This window comes from Candidatus Babeliales bacterium (assembly GCA_041660205.1).
In the GTDB taxonomy this organism is placed as follows: Bacteria; Babelota; Babeliae; order Babelales; family Chromulinivoraceae; genus JACPFN01.
Genome location: JBAZWT010000002.1, coordinates 45,581 through 57,640, shown reverse-complemented (window position 1 = coordinate 57,640; position 12,060 = coordinate 45,581). Strand labels below are relative to the sequence as shown.

The following is a 12,060-nucleotide window of genomic DNA, read 5'->3' as shown; positions in this document are numbered from 1 at the left end:
GTCAGCTAGAAAAGTTTTAACTGAACATCGTTTAAAGGATTTGTCCGTTTAACTGGTTCTGTTTCTAAAGGTTCTGGCTTAGGTATTAAAAGCTTTGGAAGCGCTATCCATGTTTCTCGCTCTTGGTTAATAATCGTTTTCATGTATATGGTGTCATACACTTTGACTTCTTTTGCATCAGGATACTGTTCCATAATTCTTTTTAATTTTTCTGGAACCTGGTTTGGTGAAGTGGTTGAATTTGTAAATACCAAGGTAACATGTTGTTGAGCTGATAATTTTTTTGAAGATGAAGAATCGCTTGAAAAAGAAACTGTTGATTGTAGTGAAACACAAAGAAATATGAACAATATTAATTTTGCTTGCATGTTAGTTTTTCGAATTAATTTAAAGATGCGTTTTAATTCACATTGTATTCAAAGCTATAATTACTTTTGGTTAAAGTTGCAAACTTTCATGATTTAATTTCTTTTTGTTAAATTTTACTCACGATCTCTTCTTGTGGCTCTTGATTTTGTAAAAACAGCAGTTGTTGAGCGATTTAAACTTTCTGGAAAATTTTGCCCAGATGTTTGCAATTATGATAAAATACATGAATTTGAGAAACAATCAGTCATAGCTCTATAAATTATTGATTACTTTACTTCTGAAAAAATATGAAAGATTTATATGTTTAAAAAATTAATGTTAATTCTTGGTCTTGCTTTTGTTGGAACAGAAAATGTTCAGGCCCAAAACAATATTCAGGAGCGAAATAATGAAAATACTGTTATTGCTGCAATGGCTGTAACTGTTGTTGCTGTTGGAACCGGTGTGTATTGGGCTAAGCGTGAATCTAACGATGTGAAAATAGCTCGAGTAGAGGCTTTAAGCAGAGACCGTGCAAAAGAAATACATACATTGTTATCAGAAATTGCAACGCTTCAAGATGTACAAGTTTTTATGCTTCGAGTGCCGGAATTTGAAAGAGAAGTAAATCGTTTCGATAATCGTGTGCAAAGTTCATATTTAGAGATACGTAATCGATATGATTCTTATGTAACTCCATGGAACAACACGCTAAGCATGCAGCACGCATACCAAACTATCTGTGATCTTCGTTCGCAGTGGGCTGCCGATGTAAGATTGGTGCATGACAAAATGTATGATATGGCAGAGCGTATGACAGCTTTGCAAGTTATTGCTTACTTTACTCCAGTGATGGCTTCATGGAATTTTTCTACTGAAGAAAAAGATATTACAAAGTTAGCTAGAAAAATCTGCCAGGGTAACTCACTTTATCCAATGCATGATAGCATTCAAAAATTACAAAATGCGTTAACGGTTTTATATAAAACTCGTCAACATGTTTCATGTGACCCAATGTTGATCGATAAAATGGAACAACTGAGTGTAGAGTTACTCAGCTCTGTAGCATACATTGATGAAACAAGAATTCGCAAAGAAGAAAAAAGGGCTCAAGAAGAATTAGAAGTTAAACAACGTCTGGCTTTAGCAGAAGAAAAGAAAGCTTATGCTGAGGAGCAACAAGCAAGAAGCCAAAAAGGTCGAAATAGAATAGCTCGAGAGCGTAACCGCATAGAACGTAAAAAAAATGGCCAAGAAAGTTTTTGGTCTGATTTGTGTGATGCTATTGACGGTTGGAATGAGTAAAAAATATTAAGTAATTTATTGAAAAAGGAACGGTGCTAAACTGTTCCTTTTTCAATAATGAGCGTTCTTGCCTACCTTTAAAATTTAAAGTAGCATGCCCTATGCGTTATAAAATTATTAAATATAAAAAAGGATAGTTATGAAGCAAACGTCAAAAATACTGTTTCTTGCTGTGATGTTATCTGTAAGCATGGTGCATGCTGCTTCTGGTCCAGTGCTTCCCACATCAAGTGAAATCTTAGAAGATAATTTAGAGAATGACTGCGATCCGATTATTCTTGTTAGAGTTAAAAATAACTCTAACGCTACAACTGAAACATCTAGTAAGTCTGGCTCTGCGTCATCAAATTCATCAGATCAAACTATTAAAAATGAAAAAACCATGGGATGGCTGGCTTGGCTTTTTGATGGTTGGCGTATTGAAATCAGTATGTAATTAAGCTGTAAAATGAGTATGAAACAGATTTGTAATTTATAGTCAGGCAAGGGGTCAGTAGCCCTATGTTGTAGGCATTACTTACATATAAAGTAGGCAATGTGATACGATACATTAACTATTTAGTGAAGAATTGTTAATCCTTAGGGGGGAATATGACAAATAAATCACGGACAAATAAGTCACAAATTCTGTTACTTTTTTCATTGTTAACAACATTGACCATACATTCAGCTGCAAAACAAATTGACCAACAGCGCCAGAGAAGGGTTATTGAAATACAAATTGATAATCAGTCGAATGCAGGATCAACAACAAATACCGATTCTTTTTCTGCTGCATCAAACACATCTAAGCAGTATATCGTGCAGCATAAACATGATTTTGGTCTTGTTTCAAGCTTGAACGCTTTGCTTTCAAAGACGCAATCGTTTCAACCTTCCATTTCCATCAGCAAATTTAAATTAATTGCGATGGGTTTGCTGTCAAGCTACGCCCTTGCTGCTTATAAATTGCACTTGGTGCATCAGCTGATTGAGTCTCCTGATGTATGGTGTAACTGGAAAGAGGTTGTTGCGTTGTCTCATTTGGTGGCCAGCCCATACGAAGATACGATCAAGCAACTCCACATCGATATTGCAAAAAAATATTTTTCATTATCGCTTACCGAGCAGTCGCTTAAAGAGCAATCGCTCAAAGAATCTAATCAAAGTGCTCACGGCTTATTTTTACAAGAAATTAAGGAAGAAATTAACCTTTTGAAAAATTATCTTTGGTGGAGTTCTGCGATAAAAACGTTGCATTGTTCAGGATGTTTTTACATCGTTGATGCTTGTGTGATTCAGGAAAAGCTCGCAAGGCTCAATTTCATGGTCGATATTTTTATTAAATGGCAGGTAGCTCGTTACGAAGTAAATGAGTGAAGCGAACTACGTAGTAAGGTAGAGCATGCAGGGTAAGTCGTAATTAATATGGAAACATTAATGTTGCTCATAAAGTGTTGACAATCTTTGGGGAAAGTTTTTATATCAGACGATGATTATTTTTTTATTTTCCAAAAAAGGAATTCATGATGCAACATTCAAAGTTAAAAAATACGTTATTGATAATGTTGCTTGGTTTTAGTCTTGGAGCAAACGCCCAAGATCAAGGCAGTGACGAAACCGACCAATCAGCAGGAGACCAGTTTTCTGGCGATGACTTAAATATCAAGGGACATAATTGCTGTCTGTCTAGTGGAGCTTTTAGCTCACTTTCGGTTAAAGGTACTTTGACTGCAAGTAAAATATCTACTACAACATTAAATGTGACTGGCAGTGAAACTGTCGGTGGAAACTTAACGGTTAGTGGATGTGTAACAGCACCTTGTTTTCAAACAGCAGCTGGTGTACCGCTTGTCAGTGGCATCCGTTCATACGGTTACGCATATAATGCTTTAGGCCAAGCAATTGTTACGAATGCTGCGGCAGTACCAGTAGTATTTAACACACCAAGCAACACCTTAAACAGTGGCATTACCGTTGCTGGCACATCTATAACGGTAGCAAATGCAGGCGTTTATTTGGTTAATTACTCAGTTCTTTTCGATGTTATTAACGCTCCTGTTACTGGACTTGCAATGACAGCAACAGCTCAATTATTTAATGCTACGACATCAACTCTTATACCAAATACAATTTCTACAGCGTTCTTTTCTGCAGGTCCTGCAACCCCTGCTCAGGATGGAACACGAGCGGAAGTTAGTGGATGGGCATTAATACAAACAACAGCTGCAAATCAGATTCTTAATCTCAATGTGTCTTCTCTTTCAGGAAATGCCGTTAATGCCGTAGAAGTACCTGTTCAAGCAGGGCAAGCTGGTGCTTCGGTAGAAATTTTCCAATTAAATTGAGATATTAGGTTTTAAAAATTTATAACAAAAAGCCACTTTTTTAGGTGGCTTTTTTCAGGTTCGTTTAAGCATAGATGTTTTAAAATAGCCTTAAGTCAGAGCCTATATATTCCACATCTTGCTTTCATATATCAAAAACTACGTTTAAAAGATGAAATTATATAATTACAAAAAAAATTATGTTATCTCTCTTAATGAGTAAAATTTATAATCTGTTCAACTCTAAAAAGGAGAGAACACAATGCAAAAAAAACAAATATTGTTTCTTGTAGCCCTCACAGTTATGTTGCCAAGCACAGCCTGCGCATGGTCATGGCCTTGGGCAACATATGAACAAAAAGAAGCTGATGCAAAAGCTTCTGAAAAATTAAGTAAAGCTAGAAACAAAGCTCAACGAAAAGAAGATGACCAGAGATCTGATGCTTCTGTAAAAAAACAAAAGGCTCGATATAAAGCTTCAGACAAACTTGCTGATGATAGAGAAGAATATCGAAGTGATAGAGAAATAGTAGATGATCAACGTCAAGCTTCTGACAAAGTAAGCCAAGCTAGTGAAAAAGCTTATCGAAAAGAAAGAGACCAGAGTTTTGATGCTTCTTCAAAAAGACACCATGCATCAAGAAAAGCTTCAGAAAAAGTTACTGCCGATAAAGAAAAAGATCGAAAAGAAAGAGACGAAGATCGTAGAAAACAACGTGAAGAAAATCGTAAACGAAGAGAAGCTGATCGTAAGCACAGAGAAGATCGTAATCGAAGAGAAGAAGATCGCAAACAACATGATAGATATTAAATAAGTGAAGTAATGTTAGCTGTGCCGACATTTTAAAATGAACCCTCTTCTTTTTTAAGGAGTGGACTTGTTTTAAAAGTACTTTTTTAAGACATTGACAATCATTAGTTAAAATTTTTATATAGAAGTAAAGTTTTTATTTTTTCCAAAAAGGAGTTCATGATGCAAAACTTAAAGTTTAAAAATACGTTACTGACGTTACTGCTCAGTTTCAGCCTTGGAGCAATCGCTCAGGATCAAGAAAATCGATCTTCTCAAGATGACGAAAATGCAACTCGTGGTTGCTGTGACAACAACAGTGTTTGTTATTCAAGTGGAACATTTTGTTCACTTATTGTAAAAGGAGCTTTATCTGCTAAAAGCGGAACGTTTGGAAGATTAAATGTCAGCGGCAATGAAACTGTCGGTGGCAACCTAAACGTCGGTGGCAATTTAATGGTTGGTGGTACGATTACGGATTCAAACGGTAATACTTTGGGAGCTACAGGAGCTACAGGAGCTACTGGAGGTGTGGGTTCTGGAGGAGTTGCAGAATTTACCCAATTTGCTCAAGGCGTAAATGTTTCTAGAGCACCGGGAGATGCCTTCCTAATCGGTACACAAGTTTCCAACACTACCTCAGGAGCCGTTACATCTACACTCCGCGGAGATGGAGGCACTTACTTTACTCTCACAGCTGGTACTTATATATTCGATTATGAAATGAGTTTGGGATCAGCCGGATCTGTCGCCATTTATACAGGAGCAACTGAGGCAACTGTCGTTATAGATGATAACTCTGTAGCAGGATCTACAACTGCAACTACATGGATTCATGGACGATCAATTGTTACTGTTCCACCGTCAACGACAGTAGCCGCCATCATTAGTCCGCTTGTTGGTACCTTTGCAGTGGTCACTGCAGGAACTGCTACTGGTTACTACATGGTTCGACTCACTATTTTGAAAGTTGCATAATTATTTTTTAAAAACAGTTTGATTTTTATTATAATAGGGCTCTTGAAAAAGGGTCCTGTTCTTTTTTCACAACAAAAAAGCCACTTGAAAAAGTGGCTTTTTTAGATTTTTAAAACGTAGATGTTTTAAAAGAGCCTCAAGTCTGTGCCCATATATCCCATATCTTGCATCCATGCAATGATGAACAGAACTAAGAATATGAAGAATAAAACTTTTGCGATCCAAGCGCTTTCGCTAGCCACGCCACCAAATCCAAAAAATCCAGCAACAAGAGCGATAACGAGAAAAATTACAACCCAGCTTAGTAACATAGTAACTCCTTACAGTTTGAAAAATGTAACATGTACGAGCAGAATACTTTATGGGACATGTCTTTTTCTAGAGATTGCTTTAAAAAGGCCAAATTCTTGATTAGGGTAGGTCGTTTGCCTTGGATATAAAAAGTCTATGATGCGGTCTCGGAATCCTGTGGACCAAATTATGAAAAAAGTGAATTAGATTAAGAAAAACTCTTGATATTTCATATTCTGCTTTGTTACCCTGAAAGAAGTAAATTATACGACTCAAAAGGAGGTTTTATGAGTTCATTTTTTAAAAAACAAGTTTTATTGGCTTTTGGCCTGATGGCATCGTCATTATCGGTCAATGCCAGCAATTATCAATATAAAAGGCTTAATGGCACCGTAATGCCATCAACCGGCGAAAGCAAGACGGTAACGATAGAAGTTCCAGTTTCTAAAATACCTTTGTACGTATTTGTTGATTATAACGGTCAAATACCATTATCTCAGCGTCTTGAACTTAGTTCAGAGCAAAATAAGATAGAGGTGACATTGCTTCCTGTCTCGCAAAATATTGCTATTTCGGTGATACCTCAATCAGATGTGCATACTTATTTGAACTCAGTAGAAAAAAATCGAATACAACAAGATGGTGTGGTAATTCTTGGTGGATCGGAGCCACTGTCTGTAGTGCAAAGTCGTCAAGAGATGCAAAAAAATATGAAACCTGTTGCAAATATTTTGTACGATAAAATTGTTCAAGGACAGGTGATTGCATTACCAAATCCTTTTGAAGAAGTTATAGCTGAAGAGCCATCGGCTGAAAAGTCATCGGAAGAAAAATTATTGGTAGAAGCTGAACAGCCATTGGCTGAACAGCTATCGGCTGAAGAGCCTTTAGTTCAAGAACCTTTGATTGAAGAGTCAGAGGCTAAAGAACCAGAGGCTGAAGAGTCAGAGATACAGCCAGAAATGATGCAACCAAATGTCTCGGATATGCAGTCTGAAGAAAGTGACGCCTCAGACAAGGATGTCGAAAACAAAGATGTCGAAAACGTTGAAAGTAAAAATACTGAAGACCAGTCTCAAGAAAATGAATCTAAAGAAAAAGATGAATCTCATGAAGATATGTCTAAAGAAGATGAATCTAAAGAAAATGAATCTGAAGAAAATGAGCTGTAATTATTAAAACTTTTTAAGTATAAAACTTAAAATCCCTAGCGAATGCTAGGGATTTTTTGTTAGCCTCATACCTAAAGGGACATATATATCATATCTAGAGTAGGGGAATGTAAAGATGCGTATTATTCTATTATTTTTTTTCATTATTTGTTCTTTTCAAAGTTACGCTTGCCAGAGCGATGAATTGCCAAAATATGAGTCGTTAGGGAAGTGTTATCCCAAAAATGTTTCATTATATGCTAAAATGTATCAACTGTCTGAGCAAGAAGTCAGTGAAAAATTGAATGATGGTTTTCCGATTTTTCCAGAAAAGGCCGACGTTATATTAAATGTGGCTGTTCAAGCTGGAAACGCTGAGGAGGTTAGAAATATTCTTGATGTTTCGCCAGAGTTTTCAGTACAAGTTTTACGCACAGCAATGCTGTTTGCTCATGAAGAATGTATGTATCCTGGCAGTCATGATTTTCTACCGATAGGTCCTCGGCTTGTAGTAGCTGCTATGATTCAGAATCGATTAAAACAGTTCGTCAAAGAAGTAGAAAATAATGAAAAATGAAGTAATAATTGTTTGGTTTAGGCGTGATTTAAGGTTATCGGATAATCCTGCTTTGCATGCAGCTGCAGGCCAAGCCAAAATTTTGCCGATATACATTTTTGATCAAGATTTTGCGAAAGATTATGCCATAGGAGATGGCAGTAAGTGGTGGTTGCATCACTCACTACAATCTTTGCAAGAAGGGTTAGAGGGCTCACTTCGTTGCTATAAAGGTGATGCTGAAAAGATTTTACTTGATTTGGCAAAGCAGTATAAAGTTACAGCTGTTTATGTAAATCGATCATATGAACCAGCAGAAACCAAACGTGATCGTGCCATTGAGCGTGAACTTCAAAAGTTTGATATCGCAGTGAAAACATTTGAAGGATCATTGTTGTTTAGTCCAGAAGCCACTTTAAAAAAAGATGGTACACCGTATCGAGTTTTTACCCCATTTTATCGTGAATGTCTGAAAGGACAAATGCCTCGCTCGCCTTTGCCAAAACCACGAAATATAGAATTTTTTACAACAAAAGTAGATAAGCATACGATTGAATCATTGCAATTGCTTGATGAAAATTCTGTTGAAAACCGTTTTGAAAAATATTGGAAACCGGGTGAAGTTTCTGCTCGCAAAAGATTGAAACATTTTATGAAAAATGGTTTAAGTAATTACGAAAAAGGTCGTGATTTTCCTGCGTTGCAAAATGTTTCTCGCCTTTCTGCTCATATTCATTTTGGAGAGATTTCTGTACATCAACTCTGGTATGAAATTAAAACAAATGGCCATGAGTATAGTGATAAAAAAAATTGCTCACATTTTTTAAAAGAGTTGGTGTGGCGTGAATTTTCTTACTATGTTTTGTATCATAATCCATCGGTGTATCATAAAAACTTACAAGAAAAGTTTGATCATTTTACATGGCGTTATAGCAAAAAAGATTTGCTTGCGTGGCAAACTGGTATGACAGGATATCCGATTGTTGATGCTTCGATGAGAGAACTTTTTAATACGGGATATATGCATAATCGTATGCGCATGGTAGTAGCGTCATTTTTAGTGAAAAATTTGATGATTGATTGGCGGACAGGAGCAAAGTGGTTTTGGCATGTACTCGTTGATGCTGATGTAGCAAGTAACAGTTTTAACTGGCAATGGGTCGCTGGTTGTGGCTATGATGCTGCTCCATTCTTTCGTATTTTTAATCCAATCACTCAAGCTAAAAAATTTGACCCTGCTGGCGATTATATTCGACAATTTATTCCAGAATTATCTAAACTGCCACATAAATATATTGCTGCTCCATGGCTTGCTCCTGAGCAAGTATTGAAAAAAGCAGGAATTGAAATGGGCGTTGATTACCCGATGCCTATTGTTGATCTAAAAGAGTCTCGAGACAGGGCTTTGAGTAACTTTAAGAGATTGAAAAAATAAGAAGCATTTTAAGTATGAAATTTAAAATCCCTAGCGAGAGCTGGGGATTTTTTGTTACCGTTAGAGTAAGAGGGCAGTATCTAAAGTAGGGGGAAATATGAAGATACGAAACTTTAAGGGGATATTATTTTTGACAACTTATTTATTTCAATGCTGTGATCTACAGCCTAGTCTACAATCTGATGAACGTGTTAAAGCTATTGAGTTATCTGCCCATATAACCAATGCGCCATTAACCAATGTGCTATTAACTAATGTGCCATTAACGATTGAAGCTAGACTGAATAGAGCTGTTCAAGCTGGAAACGTTGAGGAAGTTGTTAAAGTTTTGAATGCAGATTCTGGACAAATTACAGTTCGAGCTTTACGTACAGCGATATTGTTTGCGCGCGAAGAGTCTGAGTATTCTGAAATTCAAGAGTATTTACCCGTAGGGGCTCATATTGCAATAGTGCACATACTCTGTGACCGACTATTAAATCATCTTAGTGAGATAGAAAGCCACATGTTTTGAAATAATAAAATATAAGGAAATATATGATGAGAAACTTTAAAAAGAGCAGAGCTTTTGTGCTGATTGGGTTTATCTTGTCTTTTATGCCGCTGTGTGGCGTAACTGAGTTTTATTTTGTCAGGCATGGTCAAACAGATCACAATATAGGCTTAGTTAAGAAAAATTTAGATGTGCCGCTTAATCAGGTTGGCTTGCAGCAAGCTACAATGGTGAAATCGTACATTGCAAAATTACCGATTAAAACGATATGTTATAGTCCGTTGAAGCGAGCAAAACAGACGAAAGATATTATTAATGCTGGCTTAGGTATTCCTGAAGTTAAAATTCCTGAGCTTGCAGAAGGTACAGGTGATTTTTTCAGTGAGTTGCAAAGCGTAAAAAGCAAACAGATGCCGATTTCAAAAAATCTTAAAAAATTTTTAAAACGAGTTACTAAGGGACTCCGTAAAGCTTTGCAGTATCCAGCTCCGGTACTTATTGTAGCGCATGGTGGGGTATATAGCGCTTTGTGCCGTATTTTAAATATTGATAGTGACGAGTGGGTAGTAGCCAACTGCACGTTGATGCATTTTTATAAAAATAGAGATGGAAATTGGAGCGTCAATCATCTGTTTGATGTTGGCACTGGTAGAATATTTGATCTGTCTTATGAGCAGAGGCAGCGCGTAAGGCCTATAATTCTAGCTTAGAAATAATGAACAAACGTATCGATTCCCATTTTTTTAAATTTTTGAATAATGCGTTCATTGGCAAGCTTGATATAAACTTTTACGCCTCGTTGATGATAATCTTGTACTGTTTTATAAAAAACTGTCAGTCCTGTGATATCAATAAATGGAACATTTTTAAAATTAAAAATAATACATGTTGGATCAGTGTTGGTGACAGAGAACGCTTGTTCTAGTTTTTCAGCCACTCCAAAAAAGAATGGACCTTCTATGATAAATTCTACCGTGTTATTCTCGCATGTTGTTGATGTAACATTAGTTACTGATGTTTTCCAAAGAGTGGCAAACACATATGGATGGCGTGAGGTTGTCGTTTGATATAACCGTATGAGAGTAAATAAAGTTGCAATGATACATCCAAAAGCAACTGCAATTACTAAATCGATTACAATAGTAAGCAGACATGTGATGATTAAAACTGCCGCATCATACCATGGAGCATGATGAGCGATATGAATAAATTGATGTAAGTCGCTCATGCCGTACGCGACAATAAACAAAATTGTTGCTAGTGCGCAAAGAGGTATGTATGAGGCATGGGGTGCACATGATAATAAAATAAATAAAAGTACGATTGAATGTGTGATTGCTGCAATTGGATTACTGCCACCATTTCTAATACTTGTGATTGTTCGAGCTATTGCACCAGTTGATGCAAATCCTCCAAAAAAAGGTGTTACTATGTTAGCTAGTCCTTCGCCGATTAGTTCTTGATTTGAATTATGTTTTGTATTTAAAATAGCATCTACAGCTGATGCAGAAAGTAGAGATTCAATAGCTCCAAGTAGCGCAATAGTACAAGCAGGTCCTATAAGCTGCGTCCAATCTACTGTTGAAAACATAGGTATTGACCATGTAGGAATTTGTTGGGGAATTGCTCCAAAAGCAGAACCGATGGTTTCAATTGAATTGTTGCCAAATAGTAGATTTAAAACTGTTGCACTGATGAGCGTTGTAAGAGGTGCTGGAATTTTTTTAAAATAGCGCTTGGTAATGAGATAGGTACATAAGCTTGTGCATGAAAGTATTGTTGTTGCAACATGTAAAGAAGGGATGTGCTGCAGCAGTAGAACGAATTTTTCATGAAAATGAGCTTGGGTTGAAATATGAACAGGTAGTCCGAAAAAAGATTTCCATTGTCCTACAAAAATAATAAAACCGATACCTGTTGTAAATCCAACAATAACTGGATAGGGAATAAATTTAACAACCTTACCGAGCTTAAAGAGTCCCATAAGTATCATAATGATGCCGGCCATGAGCGTTGCAAGTTGCAAACCAATAAATCCATGTTGTGCTGTAATGGTTGATAAAATAGCGACAAAAGCTCCTGTCGGACCAGCTATTTGAACTTGAGTTCCGCCAAATATTCCAACGATAATGGCAGCAATAATTGCGGTATAGATTCCTGATGCTGGCGTTGCGCCTGATGCAATTGCAAATGCCATGGATAAAGGCAGTGCAATAATTCCAATAATAATGCCAGCGGTAATATTTTGTTTAAATTGATTTAATTGAAGTAGTCGTGATGAATAAAAACGGAAGTGTTTCATCATAAATCATCTCGTGTAGTAAATATGGAATGAATATTTTATTGTTCAGAGGTCCAATTGATCTCTCTTTATAAGAGTGTTTGAAAATATAGTAAAAATCAAGCC

General features: G+C 36.5%; 14 protein-coding genes. 11 read left to right on the top strand and 3 right to left on the bottom strand.

The genetic code is table 11. The annotated features are described in order from the left end of the window. Positions 1 to 5 precede the first annotated feature (5 nt). Positions 6 to 368 (bottom strand): hypothetical protein, encoded by a 363-nt coding sequence (locus WC747_01015; protein MFA5998583.1) that lies wholly within the window; start codon positions 366 to 368, stop codon positions 6 to 8. A gap of 301 nt (positions 369 to 669) precedes the next feature. Between WC747_01015 and WC747_01010 the strand changes: the two genes are divergently transcribed. The 6 genes from WC747_01010 (at position 670) to WC747_00985 (ending at position 5,727) form a co-directional block, all read left to right on the top strand. After that, positions 670 to 1,653 carry a hypothetical protein gene (locus tag WC747_01010; protein ID MFA5998582.1) on the top strand — a complete coding sequence of 328 codons (984 nt, stop codon included), beginning with the start codon at positions 670 to 672 and terminating at the stop codon, positions 1,651 to 1,653. A gap of 139 nt (positions 1,654 to 1,792) precedes the next feature. Beyond that, positions 1,793 to 2,089, top strand: a complete 297-nt coding sequence (locus tag WC747_01005) for a hypothetical protein (protein ID MFA5998581.1) — start codon at positions 1,793 to 1,795, stop codon at positions 2,087 to 2,089. Positions 2,090 to 2,244: 155 nt separating this feature from the next. Then, complete coding sequence (locus WC747_01000) at positions 2,245 to 3,012, top strand: hypothetical protein (GenBank protein ID MFA5998580.1); 768 nt, start codon at positions 2,245 to 2,247, stop codon at positions 3,010 to 3,012. Positions 3,013 to 3,158: 146 nt separating this feature from the next. Further along, the gene (locus WC747_00995) at positions 3,159 to 3,980 is read left to right on the top strand and encodes a hypothetical protein (GenBank protein ID MFA5998579.1); all 822 of its coding nucleotides are present in this window, start codon (positions 3,159 to 3,161) and stop codon (positions 3,978 to 3,980) included. A gap of 241 nt (positions 3,981 to 4,221) precedes the next feature. Beyond that, entirely contained in the window at positions 4,222 to 4,770 is a 549-nt protein-coding gene (locus WC747_00990) for a hypothetical protein (GenBank protein ID MFA5998578.1), read from the top strand. A 159-nt stretch (positions 4,771 to 4,929) separates the two neighbouring features. Beyond that, on the top strand, positions 4,930 to 5,727 hold the full coding sequence (locus WC747_00985) for a hypothetical protein (GenBank protein MFA5998577.1): 798 nt from the start codon (positions 4,930 to 4,932) through the stop codon (positions 5,725 to 5,727). 125 nt (positions 5,728 to 5,852) lie between these two features. Here WC747_00985 and WC747_00980 read toward each other — a convergent pair whose 3' ends face one another. Further along, positions 5,853 to 6,038 (bottom strand): DUF1328 domain-containing protein, encoded by a 186-nt coding sequence (locus WC747_00980; protein ID MFA5998576.1) that lies wholly within the window; start codon positions 6,036 to 6,038, stop codon positions 5,853 to 5,855. Positions 6,039 to 6,305: 267 nt separating this feature from the next. Between WC747_00980 and WC747_00975 the strand changes: the two genes are divergently transcribed. The 5 genes from WC747_00975 (at position 6,306) to WC747_00955 (ending at position 10,363) form a co-directional block, all read left to right on the top strand. After that, positions 6,306 to 7,190: a hypothetical protein gene (locus WC747_00975; protein MFA5998575.1), complete on the top strand. Its 885-nt coding sequence runs from the start codon at positions 6,306 to 6,308 to the stop codon at positions 7,188 to 7,190. Between the two features lie 115 nt (positions 7,191 to 7,305). Further along, entirely contained in the window at positions 7,306 to 7,746 is a 441-nt protein-coding gene (locus tag WC747_00970) for a hypothetical protein (protein ID MFA5998574.1), read from the top strand. Then, positions 7,736 to 9,160, top strand: a complete 1,425-nt coding sequence (locus tag WC747_00965) for a deoxyribodipyrimidine photo-lyase (GenBank protein MFA5998573.1) — start codon at positions 7,736 to 7,738, stop codon at positions 9,158 to 9,160. Before WC747_00970 ends, WC747_00965 begins: the two co-directional genes overlap by 11 nt. 97 nt (positions 9,161 to 9,257) lie before the next feature. Continuing rightward, positions 9,258 to 9,674 carry a hypothetical protein gene (locus WC747_00960; protein ID MFA5998572.1) on the top strand — a complete coding sequence of 139 codons (417 nt, stop codon included), beginning with the start codon at positions 9,258 to 9,260 and terminating at the stop codon, positions 9,672 to 9,674. Between the two features lie 23 nt (positions 9,675 to 9,697). After that, complete coding sequence (locus WC747_00955; protein MFA5998571.1) at positions 9,698 to 10,363, top strand: histidine phosphatase family protein; 666 nt, start codon at positions 9,698 to 9,700, stop codon at positions 10,361 to 10,363. Here the strand turns inward: WC747_00955 and WC747_00950 are convergent. Then, a complete protein-coding gene (locus WC747_00950) occupies positions 10,360 to 11,958 on the bottom strand; it encodes a SulP family inorganic anion transporter (protein MFA5998570.1) in 1,599 nt (532 codons plus the stop codon). The two genes, WC747_00955 and WC747_00950, sit on opposite strands and share 4 nt — an antisense overlap. Positions 11,959 to 12,060 lie beyond the last annotated feature (102 nt).

What these genes read in the sequence shown, in the direction of transcription:
- WC747_01015 (MFA5998583.1), bottom strand. Translation starts at nt 368, where the DNA reads ATGCAAGCAAAATTAATATTGTTCATATTTCTTTGTGTTTCACTACAA.
- WC747_01010 (MFA5998582.1), top strand. Translation starts at nt 670, where the DNA reads ATGTTTAAAAAATTAATGTTAATTCTTGGTCTTGCTTTTGTTGGAACA.
- WC747_01005 (MFA5998581.1), top strand. Translation starts at nt 1,793, where the DNA reads ATGAAGCAAACGTCAAAAATACTGTTTCTTGCTGTGATGTTATCTGTA.
- WC747_01000 (MFA5998580.1), top strand. Translation starts at nt 2,245, where the DNA reads ATGACAAATAAATCACGGACAAATAAGTCACAAATTCTGTTACTTTTT.
- WC747_00995 (MFA5998579.1), top strand. Translation starts at nt 3,159, where the DNA reads ATGATGCAACATTCAAAGTTAAAAAATACGTTATTGATAATGTTGCTT.
- WC747_00990 (MFA5998578.1), top strand. Translation starts at nt 4,222, where the DNA reads ATGCAAAAAAAACAAATATTGTTTCTTGTAGCCCTCACAGTTATGTTG.
- WC747_00985 (MFA5998577.1), top strand. Translation starts at nt 4,930, where the DNA reads ATGATGCAAAACTTAAAGTTTAAAAATACGTTACTGACGTTACTGCTC.
- WC747_00980 (MFA5998576.1), bottom strand. Translation starts at nt 6,038, where the DNA reads ATGTTACTAAGCTGGGTTGTAATTTTTCTCGTTATCGCTCTTGTTGCT.
- WC747_00975 (MFA5998575.1), top strand. Translation starts at nt 6,306, where the DNA reads ATGAGTTCATTTTTTAAAAAACAAGTTTTATTGGCTTTTGGCCTGATG.
- WC747_00970 (MFA5998574.1), top strand. Translation starts at nt 7,306, where the DNA reads ATGCGTATTATTCTATTATTTTTTTTCATTATTTGTTCTTTTCAAAGT.
- WC747_00965 (MFA5998573.1), top strand. Translation starts at nt 7,736, where the DNA reads ATGAAAAATGAAGTAATAATTGTTTGGTTTAGGCGTGATTTAAGGTTA.
- WC747_00960 (MFA5998572.1), top strand. Translation starts at nt 9,258, where the DNA reads ATGAAGATACGAAACTTTAAGGGGATATTATTTTTGACAACTTATTTA.
- WC747_00955 (MFA5998571.1), top strand. Translation starts at nt 9,698, where the DNA reads ATGATGAGAAACTTTAAAAAGAGCAGAGCTTTTGTGCTGATTGGGTTT.
- WC747_00950 (MFA5998570.1), bottom strand. Translation starts at nt 11,958, where the DNA reads ATGATGAAACACTTCCGTTTTTATTCATCACGACTACTTCAATTAAAT.